Origin of the sequence: Paraburkholderia sp. BL17N1 (genome assembly GCF_003634175.1) — a bacterium.
Taxonomy (GTDB): Bacteria; Pseudomonadota; Gammaproteobacteria; order Burkholderiales; family Burkholderiaceae; genus Paraburkholderia.
Genome location: NZ_RBIW01000002.1, coordinates 2,053,658 through 2,071,123, shown reverse-complemented (window position 1 = coordinate 2,071,123; position 17,466 = coordinate 2,053,658). Strand labels below are relative to the sequence as shown.

16 protein-coding genes are annotated in these 17,466 nt (G+C 57.4%); 8 read left to right on the top strand and 8 right to left on the bottom strand.

The window, feature by feature from the left end; translation table 11 throughout:
- Positions 1-168: 168 nt before the first annotated feature.
- From B0G82_RS29160 to B0G82_RS29125, 8 genes are all read right to left on the bottom strand, one after another.
- Positions 169-1,104 carry a KpsF/GutQ family sugar-phosphate isomerase gene (locus tag B0G82_RS29160; protein WP_121309881.1) on the bottom strand — a complete coding sequence of 312 codons (936 nt, stop codon included), beginning with the start codon at positions 1,102-1,104 and terminating at the stop codon, positions 169-171.
- Positions 1,101-1,892, bottom strand: coding sequence for a 3-deoxy-manno-octulosonate cytidylyltransferase (gene kdsB / locus B0G82_RS29155; RefSeq protein WP_121309880.1), 792 nt, complete (start codon positions 1,890-1,892; stop codon positions 1,101-1,103). The genes B0G82_RS29160 and kdsB overlap by 4 nt, the downstream gene beginning before the upstream one ends.
- Positions 1,876-2,430, bottom strand: coding sequence for an HAD family hydrolase (locus tag B0G82_RS29150; RefSeq protein ID WP_121309879.1), 555 nt, complete (start codon positions 2,428-2,430; stop codon positions 1,876-1,878). The genes kdsB and B0G82_RS29150 overlap by 17 nt, the downstream gene beginning before the upstream one ends.
- Positions 2,427-3,287: a 3-deoxy-8-phosphooctulonate synthase gene (kdsA, locus tag B0G82_RS29145; protein WP_121309878.1), complete on the bottom strand. Its 861-nt coding sequence runs from the start codon at positions 3,285-3,287 to the stop codon at positions 2,427-2,429. The genes B0G82_RS29150 and kdsA overlap by 4 nt, the downstream gene beginning before the upstream one ends.
- A 114-nt stretch (positions 3,288-3,401) precedes the next feature.
- The gene (locus B0G82_RS29140) at positions 3,402-5,642 is read right to left on the bottom strand and encodes a polysaccharide biosynthesis tyrosine autokinase (protein ID WP_121309877.1); all 2,241 of its coding nucleotides are present in this window, start codon (positions 5,640-5,642) and stop codon (positions 3,402-3,404) included.
- 42 nt (positions 5,643-5,684) lie between these two features.
- Positions 5,685-6,122, bottom strand: coding sequence for a low molecular weight protein-tyrosine-phosphatase (locus tag B0G82_RS29135; protein ID WP_116147559.1), 438 nt, complete (start codon positions 6,120-6,122; stop codon positions 5,685-5,687).
- Between the two features lie 2 nt (positions 6,123-6,124).
- A complete protein-coding gene (locus B0G82_RS29130; RefSeq protein ID WP_241974871.1) occupies positions 6,125-7,336 on the bottom strand; it encodes a polysaccharide biosynthesis/export family protein in 1,212 nt (403 codons plus the stop codon).
- A gap of 58 nt (positions 7,337-7,394) precedes the next feature.
- Positions 7,395-7,685: a hypothetical protein gene (locus B0G82_RS29125; RefSeq protein WP_121309875.1), complete on the bottom strand. Its 291-nt coding sequence runs from the start codon at positions 7,683-7,685 to the stop codon at positions 7,395-7,397.
- Between the two features lie 83 nt (positions 7,686-7,768).
- Here B0G82_RS29125 and B0G82_RS29120 point away from each other — a divergent pair, with 83 nt between their 5' ends.
- The 8 genes from B0G82_RS29120 to B0G82_RS29085 all read left to right on the top strand — a co-directional run bounded on the left by B0G82_RS29120 (position 7,769) and on the right by B0G82_RS29085 (position 17,459).
- Entirely contained in the window at positions 7,769-9,184 is a 1,416-nt protein-coding gene (locus B0G82_RS29120) for an undecaprenyl-phosphate glucose phosphotransferase (protein WP_121309874.1), read from the top strand.
- A gap of 138 nt (positions 9,185-9,322) precedes the next feature.
- Positions 9,323-10,462, top strand: coding sequence for an NAD-dependent epimerase/dehydratase family protein (locus tag B0G82_RS29115; protein ID WP_116147554.1), 1,140 nt, complete (start codon positions 9,323-9,325; stop codon positions 10,460-10,462).
- Positions 10,463-10,490: 28 nt separating this feature from the next.
- Positions 10,491-11,357, top strand: a complete 867-nt coding sequence (locus B0G82_RS29110; RefSeq protein WP_121309873.1) for a glycosyltransferase family 2 protein — start codon at positions 10,491-10,493, stop codon at positions 11,355-11,357.
- A gap of 86 nt (positions 11,358-11,443) precedes the next feature.
- Positions 11,444-12,685: a capsular biosynthesis protein gene (locus tag B0G82_RS29105; protein WP_241974869.1), complete on the top strand. Its 1,242-nt coding sequence runs from the start codon at positions 11,444-11,446 to the stop codon at positions 12,683-12,685.
- Positions 12,686-12,691: 6 nt separating this feature from the next.
- On the top strand, positions 12,692-14,056 hold the full coding sequence (locus tag B0G82_RS29100; RefSeq protein ID WP_121309871.1) for an oligosaccharide flippase family protein: 1,365 nt from the start codon (positions 12,692-12,694) through the stop codon (positions 14,054-14,056).
- Positions 14,057-14,060: 4 nt separating this feature from the next.
- The gene (locus tag B0G82_RS29095) at positions 14,061-14,702 is read left to right on the top strand and encodes an acyltransferase (RefSeq protein WP_121309870.1); all 642 of its coding nucleotides are present in this window, start codon (positions 14,061-14,063) and stop codon (positions 14,700-14,702) included.
- Entirely contained in the window at positions 14,695-15,876 is a 1,182-nt protein-coding gene (locus B0G82_RS29090; protein WP_116147544.1) for a hypothetical protein, read from the top strand. The genes B0G82_RS29095 and B0G82_RS29090 overlap by 8 nt, the downstream gene beginning before the upstream one ends.
- A gap of 149 nt (positions 15,877-16,025) precedes the next feature.
- Positions 16,026-17,459 (top strand): mannose-1-phosphate guanylyltransferase/mannose-6-phosphate isomerase, encoded by a 1,434-nt coding sequence (locus B0G82_RS29085; RefSeq protein WP_121309869.1) that lies wholly within the window; start codon positions 16,026-16,028, stop codon positions 17,457-17,459.
- The last annotated feature ends 7 nt before the right edge of the window (positions 17,460-17,466 follow it).

The following is a 17,466-nucleotide window of genomic DNA, read 5'->3' as shown; positions in this document are numbered from 1 at the left end:
TGTGTACGGGTGCATGTTCCTGTTTCCGCGGCCAGCGCTGGCGTGTCACCTATTCTCACCGCCGATATTACTCACAGCGTGCTGTCGACAACGATCGCTGGCTACCTGTGCCATGGATTTGTCTGAAATGACGCTAGCCACCGTGCGAAACGCACCAAGCATGCACCTTTACTTCTTGAAAACACCGACAATGTGCTGGTGTTCCAATACCAGTAACGAAGTAATCCGCCGTTCGTCCAGCAATGCCAATGCGTCCTGCACGCGCGTGGCGGGTGACACCATCGTGGGCTCTCTCGACATGAAGTCTCGCGCGCATTTTTCGAACGCATGGGGTCCGTGGAGCTCGATCAAACGGCGAACGTCACCGTCGGTAATCAGGCCCCAACCTGTTTCGTCTCGAACGATTGCAATCCCAAGACTGCCGCGCGTCATCTCGCTGACGATCTCCATAACCTTCGCATCGGGTCCGACGAACGGAAGCTTGTCGCGCACCATCTCGTCACCCACGGTGCTCAGCAAGCGCCGCCCAAGCGATCCTCCAGGATGAAAACGCGCGAATCCCTCCGGTTTGAAATCGCGCGCCTCCATTAACGTCACGGCGAGCGCATCGCCCATTGCCAGCGTCGCAGTCGTCGAAGCGGTCGGCGCCAGTTGAAGCGGACAGGCTTCTTTCTCGACACCGATATCCAGATGGCAATGCCCCGCGCGAGCAAGCGTCGACTCACGATTGCCCGTCATTGCGATCACGAAGTTGTGATTGTTTCGCAGAAATGGGAGCAGCTGCACAACCTCGTGAGTTTCGCCCGAATTTGAAATCGCGAGAAACACGTCGTCACTGGTGACCATTCCAAGGTCACCGTGGTAGGCCTCGCCGGGATGCATGAAAAACGCCGGCGTGCCGGTGCTCGCGAAAGTTGCCGCGATCTTCTTGCCGATGATTCCAGACTTGCCCATGCCGCACACGATCACACGGCCGCGCGTTTCGAGAATACGTGCTATCGCCTGCGTATAGTCGTCGTCCAAGGCCGACGCGAGCGCGGCAACGGCACTGGACTCCAAAGCGAAAACCCGTTTCGCCGACGAGATGTAATCGTGAGCCGTCATGATCTCCCCGAAGCGTTCACAAACAGTATTTCCCTTACTCGCGCCACATCCTCGTTTGTATCGACACCCGGCGGCGGAGCCTCAGGCCATTCGAATACGCGAATCGGCATACCCAGCCAGATCGCACGCATCTGTTCCAGCTTCTCGAGTTCTTCGAGTTCGCATGAAGGTGTCTCCGTCAATCGGTAGAGCGTGGAGCATCGATAAGCGTAGATACCGACATGACGCAAGTACGCGGCCAACGGCCAGTCGTCCTGCGGAAGATCGCGGCAAAACGGAACCGCCGAACGTGAAAACACGATTGCCTGCCCTTGGGCGTCGACCACGAGTTTGACGACGTTTGGATCAGTCAAATGGGACACTTGGGTCAAAGGGACCGCGACAGTCGCCATGTCGAGAGCCTGCGCATTCGCGCAGAATTGCACGAAAGACGCAAGCAACGGCTGTGGAACGAGTGGTTCATCGCCCTGCACATTGACGACGAGATCGTCTGGATTCCAGCCCGATTCACGCGCAACTTGCGCGCACCGATCAGTTCCGGACTCATGTTCGGGGTCGGTCATCCGGACCGGAATCCGGTATGCCTCCAGACTGTCGACAATCCGCTCGTCGTCTGTGGCCACCACGATATCCACCGTCTCGGGCAATGCCGCTCGAACGGCTCCATACACACGCACGATCATCGGTTCGCCCGCCAGATCGATCAGTGGCTTGCCGGGCAGCCGAGTCGACCCAAAGCGAGCTGGAATCACCACGTGGATCGAAGCAAGGCTACTGGACGATCGCACTGCGCACCTCCCCAGTCAAAAACGATTGATACATCTCGTCGAGCGTCATCCCGTCGGCCAACAACACGTTCTCTGCGACTTCACGAGCGACGCCGTGGCCGCCACGTGCGCGCGTGACATGATCCGCGTGCCGCAATACAAGCACGTGTGCATCGCCGGGGGCGAACGCGCGGCCGGCGCGCAACATCACCGGCAAATCAATCACGTCGTCGCCGACGTAGACGATCTCCTCGTCCTGCAAGCCCCGCTCCAGCTTGATCGCCTCGTACGCGGACAACTTGTCGTGGCTGCCGGTCACCACCAGGTCGAAACCGAGTTCTTTCGCCCGGCGCGTAAGCGGCGCACTCGATCGACCGGACAATACGCCGGTCGCAATTCCGTATTCCCGCAGCAGTCCGATCGCCACGCCGTCGCGTACGCTGAAAGACTTCAGGTGTTCACCTTCGCCATTGAAATGCAGCGAGCCGTCCGTCAGCACGCCGTCCACATCGAATAGAACAAGGCGGATTTTTCCCCGATACTTTCGTGGCCCGCTCATTGAATATCCAGCGCCGGGAAGCTCTTGACCAGATCGTCAAGGTCCTTCATTTGCTGGAGAAACGGTTCGAGCACGGCAAGCGGAAGCGCGCTCGGACCATCACAGCGCGCGTGGTCGGGATCTGGATGTGCTTCCAGAAAGAGACCGCCAAGACCAACTGCCAGACCGGCACGTGCGAGTTCGACGACCTGGCGGCGCCGGCCACCTGAAGCGGCGCCGCCAGGATCGCGATATTGCAGGCTATGCGTCACGTCAAAGATCGCCGGCGCGCCATCCGACGCTTCGATCATCTGCCGGAAGCCAAGCATATCGACCACCAGATTGTCGTAGCCGAACGAACTGCCGCGCTCGCACAGAATGACGTTGTCGTTACCGACTTCACGGCACTTGCCGACAATGTGAGCGACCTGCGTCGGGCTCATGAATTGCGGCTTCTTGATGTTGACTACGCGGCCCGTTTTCGCAATAGCTACGACGAGGTCGGTCTGCCGCGCGAGAAATGCCGGCACCTGGAGCACGTCCACCACCTCCGCGACACGCGCGGCCTGCTCGACTTCGTGGACATCGGTAATGACCGGCACGCCGAACTCACGTTTGACAGCCGCAAAGATACTCAAACCTTCATCCATTCCGACTCCACGGTAAGAATGGATCGACGAACGATTTGCCTTGTCGAACGAAGCCTTGAAGACGAATGGAATGTTCAACTTCGCCGTTGTCTCGACATAGTGGCGGCACGCATACAGCGTCGAGTCGAGGTCTTCGAGAACGTTGATGCCGCCGAACAATACGAACGGCAGACGGTTCGAGACCGTTACCGCACCTGTGATTTCTACCGCACGATCGTTTATCTTCATCGCACACGTCCACGCCAGAAAGAGTTAGAACGGTTGACCTGAATCGCCCTGCTCAGAGATATCCGAGCCCGGCGATCTTCAGTCTTTGGGTCTCATGCACTGCACGCGCTGACGTTAGCTACGCGTCTCGCCACCGTATTCATAGGCTGCATAGCGATATGAGCCATATTTGGAGCCGTAGCCATACCGCGCGTGCGACAGATTCAGCCCGTTAAAGAGTACGCCGTTTGCCTCAACCCCGTTTTGGGCGAGCCGCTTGACCGACTCTCCGATCTCGCCCGCTTTCGTCACCGCCGCCCGGGCGACCAGGAACACAGTGCCGGCGTTCGGCGCGAGAATTCCGGCGTCGGCGGCTGCGAGTGCAGGCGCCGTGTCAATCAGCACGATGTCGTACATCTTCGACAGGTCCTGGATGCAAGGCGTCACCCGGTCACCTAGCAACAACTCTGCGGGATTTCGCGGCAGTGTTCCAGTCGAAACAAAGTCCAGCCGCGGAATCAGATCGCGCCGCACGACCTGCTCGAATGTCGAGAGACCCGACACCAATTCTGAAAATCCGCCACCGCGTTCGAATCCGAACGACTGATGCAAATGCCCTTTGCGCAAGTCACCGTCGATCAGCAGCACTCTCTTGCCTCCCGCCGCCAGCACCGCCGCAAAATTCACCGACACGAACGACTTACCGACGGCCGGCGCCGACCCTGTCAACAGTACGACGTTGTTTCGCGCGTTGACCATGGCAAACTGCAACGCAGTTCTCAGACTACGTAAGCTCTCGATAGCCGGATCGCTCGGCGAATCGGCGGCGAGAACGTGTGTACCCGCTTTCTTTGCGCTCGACGTCTTGCTCAGCTCCTGTTGACGCTTACTCAACGGGATCGTCGCGTACACATGAAGCCCCGTGCGGCGCTCCAACTCGGTCGGATCGCTGATGCCGCGGAACAGCATGTTGCGCACAAAGGCAAGCACCGCGCCTGCAAACAGGCCGACGACCAACGATCCCGCGAGGACGATCAACTTTTTCGGCTTGACCGGCTTCTCAGGAATCGCTGCCGTGTCGACAAGCCGCACATTCCCCGTCTTGCCCGCCTTGACGAGCTGCAATTGCTGAAAGTTGTTCAGCAACGACGTGTAGAGATCGGTATTGACCTGAACGTCGAGTTGCAACTGAACAATCTGCTGCTGCACGTCGGGCAGTTGCTTGATTCTGGAGGTTGCCGCGTCGCTGTATTGACGCAACGTCGCAATCTGCGAGTCGATCGTCCGGATCGCCGGATGGTGTCCATTGAATCGTGCTGCGAGTCCCTGGCGTTGCTCCTCGAGTTCGAGCAGCTTGGTCTTCGCATCGACGGACTGCTGCAATACCACCTTCGCTTCCTCGGTCAGGTCCACGCTGCCAAGTTTGTTGCGTGCCGCCGTATAGCGTTGCTGGGCTTCGTCGAGACGCCGCTTGATCACCGGTAATTGCGAGTTCAGAAACTCCAGAGACTGCGCCGCTTCAGCAGACTTTCGTTCGACGTTCTGCCGGATGTACTGATCGCCCACCGCGTTCAACTCCGCCGCTACGCGCACTGGGTCGGTATCAAGCAGACTCGCGATCAATACGCCCGATTGCTTCACCTTCTCTTGAACGTCGAGGTTGTTTTGCAAGTCGGTGATGCTCTTCATTCGCGAGTGGCGTCTAAGGACAAACTGCGTATCCGGCTTGCCTCGAATGGATTTCACCCAGAGAAGGATCTTTCCACAGCACGACGGTACTGACTCGACCCGTCCAACCTGACCGACAAACGGTTCAGGGAGATCGTCGCCGGTCAGCCGGTAGTGTGTCGCGTCAATGACGGTCAAGCGGAATTTGTCGTCCTCGAGCGATGTCGGTACGTCGAACTGCGCCACGTCGATACGCTCATTTCCCCATGCATAGCCGCCCATGCCGAATAGGCCAGGCGTGGAAAGCTCCTGATTGCGGCGGGCTATCCAGTTTCCGATCAATGGAAAGTAGCGCGGCTGTGCGTCGATAAACAGTTTGAGATTGTCGACCGCACGCGTAACGACAAGGCGTGATGCCAGAATCTGACTTTCTGCAGCAGCCGTCGACTTCACGTCGAACAACGACGAAACATCGCCCAGCAGGCCTTTTTCCGCCGAGCTTTCCGGGCTGTCTTCGACCTGTATGAGCAGATCGGCTTCATAGACCGGATTGCTCAGAAACGCGTAGAGCGTGCCGGCCACGACGAAGAAGGCGACCACAATGCCGATCAGCCAACGGCTTTCTATCAGCACGTCGAGGATCGTCACGAAGTCCAGTTCTTCTTCGCTATCGGGTGCCCCCGTGGGAGGCAATTTAGTTTGCGTCATCAAATAGGTGCCAAGGTAGCGAGGGGAAAAACGCCCGCTCGGTTAAGCCACAATTTTGAGTCGCTCGACCCAGTCTTCGATCGCGCGGTCAATCAACGTGAGGCACGCTTGAAAATCCGAACGCTCGCCTCCGTAAGGGTCGAAAATATCCTGATCAATGAATTCGCCCAGCCGAAATACCTTTCCACGCGTGGTCGGATAACGATCGACCACGCTCTGCTTCTGTTTTGCGTCCATCACGAAGATCACATCCGACTGCGCACACAGAGACGCTGAGAGCGGCCGGGCGCGGTGATCGTCGATCACAATGTCGCGCTCGCGCATCAACTCACGCGCAATCCGGTCGGCAGGGTGGCCGATGAGCGCGCCCAGTCCCGCGGATTCGACCCGAACATGGCGCAGCCGTGCGCGTAAAAGGCCGACCGCCATTGGACTTCGGCAGATGTTGCCGATACAGACCACGAGAACCGATTGGACCATGTTCAGTTACCCGATGCGGTTCGTTGCAGGTAGTACGCACCCGTCGCACTGCCCACCAGAGGGGTCACGACGCGGTACCACCTGATCACGCCTGGCGCGTCCACATACACGACGTCATCCGGCTTCATTTCAAATCCAGCGGCAAGCACCATTCCGGTCGGCGACTTGCTGTCGAGATGGAATATCTTCGGAAGCCCATCGTCCGATTTCGCGCGCACCACATAGATTTCACCCGCATCGCCGGTCAACTGGCTGACACCACCCGCGTCGCCCAGCGCATCGCTTAGCGTCAGGTGACCGTTCGTCTTGAACACGACAGGCCCCGGTTTCACGACTTCGCCCGAGACCACGACCCGATGTTCGACTAAAGGCGGGACCCGGATCGCGTCCTGGTCACGGATCGCAATGTCCTTCGGATTGAGCCCACGCTTCAGCATTTCAGGAAGATTGATCCGATGCGTGATGCCGCCGCGGGTCAGTTCGATTCTGCTCAGGTCGCCGGTTGCCGCGACGCCGTTTGCCTGATTCAGCATCTCGGCCAGCGTCATCGGGACATCGGTGATCTGCTTGACGCCCGGCTGGCGCACTTCGCCGTCGATATAGGCTTTCTGACTGCGGTATCCAATGACCCGCACCGTCACCTGCGGATCGTTGAGGTTCTGCTTCAGGTGATCGATCAATTGTTGCTGCAATTGCAGCTCAGTCAGCCCACTGGCCTTGATCTTCCTGACATAGGGAAACTGGACGTATCCGTCCTTGCTGACGACAAAACCAGGCAGACTCTGCGCCGTCATGCCGACGGTAGCCGGAGAAGCGCCCGAGTCCGTGCCGATCGCGTAACTGAGGTTAGGCATCACCAGTTCCGGGTGATCCCAAACGATGATGGACAGCACGTCCTGCGCTCCGATCCGATAGGGCGCCGGTGGCGCGATCAACGACGCATAGCTGGTGTCTGCCGCAATGGCCGCCTTGCGAGTTGACGATTCCTGCTCGATCAGCTTGAACGTAATCGGCGTGATCACCGGCACTGAAGAAGGATCCTCGGGATCGATCGGCTTATGGGGATCGAAACTCATCCCTGGCGCAAATGCGCAAGCGCCAAGTGCAAGCACCGAACACAAGGACAAGCGTTGAATAAGTAATGCAAAGCGATTTCTCATTGGCAGTGTGCTAGGGCAGTATGGATCTGCAGACTTCGAAATGACCGACTGCAAAAGCGAAGACCCGTGAACTATTCGAGGGCCCTTGAATGTCAGTCGCGCTTTACGGCTGTTAGACCGCATCGCACAGTCTGCCGTCGCTTTCTTGACGGCTTGTCTTACCGGGATCGGATATTACCGATGCTGCGACGCGGCGAATCGCGTTGACCGAAAACGGCATGCATTTGGCGAAATACGGAAAGTCCCGGGTGGCGCCGGGCGACTTCGAGGCTGGGTCCCCGGACTTTTTACCCAATATGACTGAATCGGAGATCGAGGCGCCGCGCGGCTTCCGGCCGATGTCGAAACGCCATGCATGAGCACGTTGAGTCGATTCGGACGATTCATTGCCGTTTTCCGTCATCGGAATTGTCGTCGCCAACCTCGTGGTTATGATGCGACGCAAAACCGGTTAGCGCCTGCAAACAAATCGCTAGGGGAATGAAAATGCAATCAGTCAAACCGCTTGAGTTTCATCCCGGTACTCGCGCACCTGAATTTCTCTTCGCGTTGCTTGATGCGTGTCTCGTATTGGCGGGCGCCGAGATTGCGTATGTATTCCGTTTCGAAGACTTCACTGCGTGGAGTAACTCCACGCTGCTTCTCGTCGCCTTCAACACGGCGATGACCGCTCTGCTATTTCCCACGTTGGGTATCTATCAATCCTGGCGAGGACGGAATCCGCTGGAGATGGTGACGCTCGTTACGATCGGCTGGGTGGCCGTCTTCGTCCTGGGACTCGTACTGGTCTTCACGACACATCAGGCACACACGCTGTCGCGGCTCTGGTGCGGGACGTGGCTCATCACGTCGCTTGCGCTGCTCGTCGCCTTGCGGATCGCGCAATATCAATTGTCGAAACAGCTATGGCGACGCGGCATCAATGTCCAACCGGTCGCGATCGTCGGTGCGAATCCGCTCAGCCTTATGTTGATCGATCGCTTGCGTAAGAACGCCCAGTCGGGTTTCTCTCCGGAATGTGTCTTCGACGAGGATCCGCAGGCCTCCACGTATGCCGGCGGACTTCCAGTGATCGCTTCTCTCGACGGACTTGCCGATGCGGTGCGCACCCGAAGCATCAAGGAAATCTGGCTCGTTCTGCCGCTGCGGGAAGAAGCGCGCGTACACGCCGTATTGAACGCATTCCGGCATGACTTCGTTAACGTCCGCTTCATTCCAAACGTGCGTGACATTTCCCTTTTTAACCACTCGGTCTCCGAGGTCGTCGGGCTATCCGCAATCAATCTATTGGCCTCACCGTCAGCAGATCCACGTTTTGTACCCAAACAGATTTTCGACCGCACATTCGCGGCTCTTGCGCTGCTCTGTTTGTTGCCGCTGATGCTCGTCATCGGAATTCTCGTGAAGTTGTCCTCTCCCGGTCCGGTTTTCTTCCGCCAATGGCGCAAGGGCGCGAACGGCAACGAATTCCAGATCTACAAGTTCCGGACGATGGTGGTCCATTCCGAAGATGCCGGCCAGTTGACTCAGGCCAAACGGCGCGATCCTCGTGTGACGCCGATAGGTGCGCTGCTACGCAAGACCAGTCTCGACGAGTTGCCGCAGTTCATCAACGTCCTCAAAGGCGACATGTCCGTAGTCGGTCCACGCCCGCATGCGTTGCAGCACGACGAGCTCTACAAAGATCTCGTGAACGGCTACATGTTTCGCTACAGGATCAAACCTGGCATTACGGGCTGGGCGCAAATCAACGGCTATCGCGGCGAAACCGACAAGATCGAAAAGATGCAAGGACGAATCGCGTTCGATCTCTATTACATCGAGAACTGGACGTTCGGTCTCGATCTCAAGATCGTTCTGAAAACCTTTATCCATGGTTTCAGCGGCGCCCAAGCGTATTGACGGCACCCGTTACTTTCGACCTGCACGCATTCGGGATTTGCCAGTCGCCAGATCCGTGTCTCGCGTCCCCGGTTCAGCGCTGCGATTCACAGTAAAAGCAGCCCTTTTTTTGACCTTTATCTCAATCTTCGAGCTCGCATGAATATCCTGATCACCGGCGGTGCCGGCTTTATCGGCAGTGCACTCGCGCGTACGCTTAACCGCCTCGGCGACACTGTTACGGTACTGGACAACCTTTCTCCGCAGATTCACGGGACTAATCCGGATGAATCTCCGCTGTTCAAGTCGTTGCCTGAATCCGTGCGCTTCATCAAAGGCGACGTGCGTCGCCGTGAAGACTGGCAAGCCGCACTGGAAGGTCAGGAAGCCGTCATTCACCTGGCTGCGGAAACGGGTACCGGTCAATCCATGTACCAGATCGACCACTATGTGGAGACCAACGTCCGCGGCACGTCGCTAATGCTCGATTTACTCGCCGAAGCGCGCGACGCCGGGCATGGCACCGTCCGCCGGCTCATCGTGGCGTCGTCCCGTTCGATCTATGGCGAAGGCAAATACCGCGGTCACGCGGGCTATGTATATCCGGGCACGCGGAAAGCCTCTGACATGCGTCTCGGACTGTATGATTGCCTTTGCCCGGAAACCGGCGAACGTCTCGAACTGGTCCCAACCGACGAGACCTCCAAGACGCATCCCAGCTCTGTCTACGGCATCACGAAACTGTTTCAGGAACAACTGGTTCTGACTGTCTGCGAGACGCTCGATATCGGCGCGATCGCACTCCGCTTTCAGAACGTGTACGGACCGGGCCAGTCGCTGCGTAACCCGTACACCGGCATTCTCTCCATCTTCTCCACGCTGCTGCTTCAGGGCAAAGACGTCAACATTTTCGAAGACGGCCTCGAGAGCCGCGACTTCGTCTATATCGACGACATCGTCGAATCCATTGTGCTCGCGCTCGATGCAACGAATAAAGCTGGTGTCGCCTACAACGTCGGATCCGGTAAGGCAACGAGCGTGCTTCAGGTCGCGCAAACGCTGAAGCGCTTCTACGGCGCCACCGGCGCGCTCAACATCACGGGCAATTTCCGTCTCGGCGACATCCGCCATAACTATGCGGATTTGAAAAAGATTCGCAAGGAGCTCGACTTCGAACCGAAGGTGTCGTTTGCAGAAGGCGCGATGCATTTCTGCAAGTGGGTCGAGGAACAAACCATCTCTGATGCAGGCTACGACCAGTCGGTCGCCGAGATGCGCAGTCGCGGGCTGTTGAACTAAGCGCCCTCACTCTTCAAGGAAATTCGTGATGAAAATTGGCATTGTGACCGTGCTTTTCAAATCGGACCCGGTGATCGCAGGTTTTATTGCGAGCATGAACGCTCAACGATTCACGGATTTTCATGTCCTCTGTATCGAGAACGACGTCGAAAACCGGGCGTGCGAAGCGGCAATTCGCGCAGACCTAAAGGTTCCGTTCACATTCATTCGCAACAAATCGAACCTGGGTGTGGCCACGGCGAACAACCAGGGACTGGACTTCTTTCTTCCGGATGAGAGCTTCACGCATGTCCTCTTCCTGAATAACGACATTGAAGTCGACGCCGATTTCCTCCAGCAGCAAGTGGATATTCTGAATGCCAATCCGCACGTCGACGCGCTCGCGCCAAAGAGCTTTTACTATGACACGCCCGGCAAGCCGTGGTATGCCGGTGGCAAACTGAGCTACCTCAAAGGCGGTTGCCGTCATTTCGGCCATAACAAACCCGATCGACTGACCAAAAATCTGTTGTATCCGGTTGACTACGCGCCAACCTGCTCGCTCATCGTCAGGTCGCGTCCGTTAAAAGAGTCGGGAATCCGGATGTGGGAGGAGCTCTTCGTCTACTACGACGACACGATCTTCTGCCTCGAACTGAAAAAGGCCGGAATCAAGATGTATTACACGCCGACCATTCATCTTCAGCACAAGATCAGCTCTTCGACGGGCGGCAGCCGCTCAGATTTTTCACGTTATTACTTGACGCGCAACTGGCTTTATTGCGGATTGAAAACACGCAATCTGGCTGTCGCCGCGTCGGCAATCGTGTTGACCGTTTTTCATGCGGCGGCACGTCACAAGATCGAACTTCGCGCATTACGCGACGCGCTCCTGATGAAGCGAGCCGTCGCATAACCACGTTCGACATCGTATCCGGCCGGCGCCTGGCTCTCTCACACACTATGAAAACTAAAGTTGTCACGCTGGTTTACTACCATCCAATGGCGCGCTTCTTCTGCGCGATAGAGGATGCATGGAAGCAGTTGGATCCCAACGTCGAATTTCTCCACCTGGCGGTTTTCCCAAGTGCGTGGGCGTACTTCCGGTTGCATGGGCGTGCGACCAAGGCGCTGTCGTGGAGGGCATTCCTGAAGAGCGCCAATGACCGTTCGACCGACCCTGACGTCATTTCGGCTCTGATCCGCTTCCACTCGTCCGATCCGGGCATGACCGATCCGCAACGGGAAGTGCTTGACCGCCACGCACGGAAAATGCTCGACGTGAGCCGATCGGTGATCGAGCAGTTCGATCCGGACGTAGCCATCCTGAGTGGCGACACACGTTTGCCCGCCGAGGTGTTGATGCGCACCCTGGCCGATTCGCGTGCGACGACGTGGTTTTTCGAGCAGGGACCGTATCGCACCACGCTACTGGATCGCGAGGGAGTCAACGCGAATTGTTCGTTCCGTACGGCTCTTGCCGATCTTCCTGCGACGGGTCCTGAGCTGGTCGTACCTGGTCAGCGTCCGAGATGGAACAATCGCCTGTACTCGATGGTCGACAAGCTTGTCGTTGCGCAGTCGCGGCTCACCGGGTTGCTGCCTCCCGATCTCCGACCGTATCGTCTGGAGAAGTGCCCGTCTGCGCGTTACAAGACATTGGTGCGCCAATCGGGCACCGTGTCCGACCGGCGAAAGACGCTCCTGCTCGCAATGCAGGTGCCCGAAGACGCGAACAACATCTATCACAATCCACTTCAGCTCAGTGACGCTGGATTGATCGAGTTCGTCATGTCGGGTATCCCACCGGACTGGAAGGTCGTCGTCCGTGAACATCCGCTGTACCGCCGCAAATACAGCGCGGCATTCTATGCGCTGGTGGAACGCCTGGAGAGAATCGAACTCAGCGGCCGGTCGCTTCCCGAGGATATTGCCCGGACATGTATAACGGTCACGGTCAACTCGTTGACGGGGCTTGATGCCTTCGCGGCCGGCCACAGAGTCATCGTGCTCGGCGAATCGTTTTACGATCATCTCAACGGAATTCTGCCGGCACGTACGCCAGCCGAACTCGGACATCTGATCGAACACCCCACTGACAGGTCGAATCCCGCGCCGAACATGTTGCTTGGCGCGCTGGTCGACCGGTACTTCTTCCCCGGCCACTTTACCGACGTCGATCTCGGCTATACGCGCGGTATCGCTGCGCGCGTAATCGAGTCGCTCCGCGTTGAGACTCGATAAACAGTTATGACAGCAGCCGGACTTCCGCCGTCGCCGAGCATTGCCAAACGTATTGCGTCGAGTTTCGTCTTCAGACTCTCGGGCGCAGTGACGAATTTTTCGTTCGTGATCTTTCTCGGCCGTTATCTCGGCGCGTCGCAGACGGGTCTCTACATGATTGGCCTGGGGTTTCTGTCGGTGCTGTCGACATTCTGCCGGCTCGGCCTCGAACAGATCGTGATTCGCGAGGGCGGTCCGATGGTACGCGATCGTCAGTGGACACAGCTACGAAGCTTGTACCGCCAAACCATGCTCCTCGCCGCTGTCGCGAGTCTCGCCCTCACGCTGACGGTCATTCTTCTATCGAAACCCCTGGCGCTGTATGTCTTTCATAAGCAGGAACTTGTCTCCGTATTGGTGTGGTTCGCGGTAGCGTTATTACCGACTTCGATCGCGATGATGCACGTACCGTTTCTGCAGATCATCGGCAAGCCGGAAAGAAGCATTGCCGTGTTCAGCCTTTGGGTACCGCTCCTCTCGTTCCTTTCACTATTCCGCATGCCGCCGTCGAACGCGGTGACGGCGGCGTATATCTTCGTTGGCGCATCAACCGTCAACCTCGCTATTGCGTACATTCCCTTCAGCAGGTTCATGCGCAGCGCCGGTGGTCTCACCAGTCCGATCGGCCCGGTATGGAATGTCCAATTACTGCGGCCAGCACTGCCGCTGCTGATCGGCAACACCTGCCAGATGGCGCTGCTCTGGATCGCGGTTTTTGCGCTGGGCATTCACTCTTCTCCTTCCGACGTGGGCGGTTATTCGGTCGCACAACGCGTTGCGCTAACGCTTTCGGGCTTCCTGATCCCACCCATCGACGCGCTAGTGGGGCCAAAACTTTCGATGATGCGTGGCACCGCCAGCAAGCACGATATCGAGTGGATTGTTCAACGAGTATCGGCTGCACTGCTGATCCTGGTGTCGGGTCTTTTCGTCGTCCTGGTCATATCGGGCCACCACCTGCTGCGACTATTCGGCAATGACTTTGGGGCGGGTTACGGCCCCCTTCTATTTTTGAGCGCGGGACAACTCGCCGTGGTCGCAAGCGGTTCAATACGTCCCTTACTGGTCGTTCACGGACTGGAGAGAGTCATCCGTAATGCGATGGTAATAGCGACCCTGGCGTGCATTGCCCTTGCCGCGGTTCTCGTGCCGGCGCTTGGCGGGACCGGCGCGGCACTCGCTACCGCTCTTGCACTGGCGGGCGAAAAACTCGTAGAGGGATTTGTGGCGTGGAAGGTTCTGGGTATCTGCGTCTATCCGTCGCTGTCGTTCTACCGACGTGAGATCACCACCCTCCTGAAGCCCCACGCCAAACGCACACAAACGGAATAGACACGTGAACATAGGTATCTTCTTCAAGATCCGGAATCGTCTTAGGACGTCACTTCAGAGCATCGTTTATCCATTTTTCTTCGCGCGGTTCGGGGCACGTTCCCGCATTCTCAGGCCAATCCGGATCGACGGATCGGACAACATTGCGATCGGCACAGACGTCTTCATTAACAACTTCGCATGGATCGAGACGATTCACGCGTTCTCCGTGCAACCCAGACTTGAGATCCGCGACCGCGTATACATCGGCAACAGCGCACATATTATCGTCACCCAGTCGATCGAAATCGGATGCGACGTACTGATCGCCGACCGGGTCTATGTCGCCGACTATATTCACGGATACGAAGACATCCACAAACCGGTCAAGTCACAAAATCTGATTCAGCGCCGCCCGGTCAGCATCGGGGATGGCTCGTGGATTGGCGAGAACGTCGTAATACTCGGAGCCAGAATCGGCCGCAACTGTGTGATCGGCGCTAACGCCGTCGTCACGAGCGACATCCCCGATTTCTGCGTCGCCGTCGGCGCACCTGCCCGCGTGGTTCGCCACTGGCATCCGGATCATATGGAATGGTTAAAGGGCGGGCCTTCTGCGCGTAACGCCTGTCCCGCTAGTGTCACAACCGAAATCAATCATGCTTAGTGCCCTCTTCCGGCGCGAAATCCGCGCCTCGTTACTGCTGACCGCAATCCTGCTTGTCAGCGGCGGTTGGATCGTTGTGGTTCGCGTTGGTAATTCCGCGATGATCGCCGCAATCGTCGTCGTTCTATTTTGCAGCTTCCTGGTATCCGTACGTTTTCCTCGAGCAATCCGTGGAAGCTACGGGATTCTGGTTATCGCGATCTTCGTTGCCAGCTACGCGCAGGATTTTCAGATCGACGACAAGGAACTTTTCGTCATTCTAAAAGCGCTAATCGCGGGCGTCGCGTGCATCTATTTCAAACGGACACGCCGCGACTTCCGCGAGCTTTTCGTCGATGTAATGTATTACATGGCGATCATCTCGCTGGTCCTTTATCCGCTCGCGTACGTGGCCCCCGGCATCGCACGCCATATCGATGACGAATACAGCACGGTCTTCGGTCTTCTCTACGTCCGCTCGACCGATCTGCAGCGCTTTAATCACTATCGCAATCAGGGCATCTTTTGGGAAGCCGGTGTGTACGGCGTCATGCTGACGATGGCCTTTGCATACAACTGTCTGAAGTACAAGAAACGACCCAACTGGGTATTTATTCTGGCTGCTCTCTCCACTCAATCCATGGGAGCCTTGTCGGTATTGATGCCATTCGCTGCCTATTGCTACGTGCATCAGCGCCAGCCGCGGCTCGCAAATCTCGCAGCCGTCATGTTGGGCATTGTGGTGGCACTTGTGCTGGCCGCCCCTGGCGCGATCGACGACGCCTTCTCGACCCTCTTCGGCCGTTCGCTGCAAGGCGACTCGAGTATCACCGTGCGAATCAACGACATGACACTCGGGGCGCGCGCCGCAGCTGACAGCTTGCTGCTCGGCCGTCCAAGCGGCGATCTCGACGCCTACAACGCACTTGCACTGGACGAGTATGGGTACATCAAGGAGAACGACGCCGGCATATCGAACTCGATTACCGGCATGATCTACAAATACGGCGTACCTGTCACCGTGATCTATTGCTGGGTTCTCTGGCTCCGGGTGCGTAGGGATTTCGGATCTATGGCGCCACTTGTTTTTGCCGTTTTCGCCGGCTTGCTGATGATCGAACCACTCGGTCTGTCTATCTTCATCTTCATGCTTCTCGCCTATCGAGACTATCCGTCGGTAGCCGGCCGGCAATAGGTCCGACATGTCTCACGAAGACCGTTTTCAAAGCGGTTGTAGTGGGTTACCCGGATCTGCCAAAAGTATGTCGAATAAAGACAGTCGACGCACAACACATAGGTTGCTCAGTAGAGTCACTCCGAACGAGGCACACAGGATAGAAGCACATGAGCATTTTCCCAGTTGTTCTATGTGGCGGCAGTGGAACGCGGTTGTGGCCGATGTCTCGTGGCGGTCAACCAAAACAGTTCCTTACGCTGGCGGGCGAGCACTCGCTGTTGCAGACTACGCTCAAACGCGTCAATGCCCTCGACAACACCAAGCCACCGGTTCTGGTTTCAAATGCCGAATACCGCTTTCAGCTTGCCGATCAATTAAAGGAAATTGCTCTCGACGTCTCTGCGATCATTCTTGAGCCAGTTTCGAGAAACACCGCAGCGGCGATTGCGGCCGCGGCACATTTCGCTGTCCAGGATGATCCCAAGGCACTGTTGCTGGTACTGCCGTCCGATCACGTCATTCAAAACGTAGACGCGTTTCACAGTGCCGTCGAAACCGGCATAGCTCTGGCGCGCGATGGGCGGCTCGTCACATTTGGAGTGGTGCCGACTGCGCCGCACACCGGGTTTGGATACATCCGCAAGGGTGAGTCGTTGGCGGACATGGAGCACGAGGCATACAACGTCAGCGCCTTCGTCGAGAAACCTGACGCCGCGCTCGCTGCCGAGTTGCTGGCTAGTCGCGATTACCTGTGGAACAGCGGGATTTTCCTGTTTGGCGCGGCCGTCTACCTGGACGAACTGAAACGATACGAGCCAGACGTTGCCCGTCTCGCGGACCAAGCATACAAAGATGCACGTCCTGACCTGCAATTTTTCAGGCTCGGCAAAGATGCCTTCACCGAATGTCCCAGCATCTCGGTGGACTACGCAGTTCTTGAGCGTACCGATCGCGCGGCGGTTATCTCTGTGGACGATCTTGGCTGGAGCGATATTGGATCGTGGTCCGCACTGCATGAGATTGCGCCGCAAGACGAGCAGCGCAATGCGCTTATAGGCGACGTGCTGCAAGATTCCGTATCGAATTCCTATATCCGCGCTGAACACCGCATGGTCGCGGCAATTGGCGTCAGCGACCTGGTAATCGTCGAAACGGCAGACGCTGTGCTCGTCGCGCATCGCGATCTGGCCAAAAACGTGAAGACTATCGTCGACAGCCTCAACGCAACCGGACGGCGCGAATCCGTTACCCATCGGCGCGTGACGCGCCCGTGGGGCTCGTATGAATCCATCGACCAGGGCGAGCGCTTCCAGGTCAAACGGATCGTTGTCAATCCCGGTGCTCAATTGAGTCTTCAACTGCACCATCATCGAGCCGAGCATTGGATCGTGGTCAAGGGCACGGCGTTGGTTACGAACGGCGACCGCGAAGACTTGTTCACCGAAAACCAGTCTACCTATATTCCCGTTGGGGTATCGCACCGACTGTTCAATCCGGGAAAGATCCCACTCGAGCTGATCGAAGTTCAATCCGGAGCGTATCTCGGCGAGGATGACATCGTTCGGCTTGAGGATCGCTATGGCAGAACCGGCACCGCATAGCGTTTAA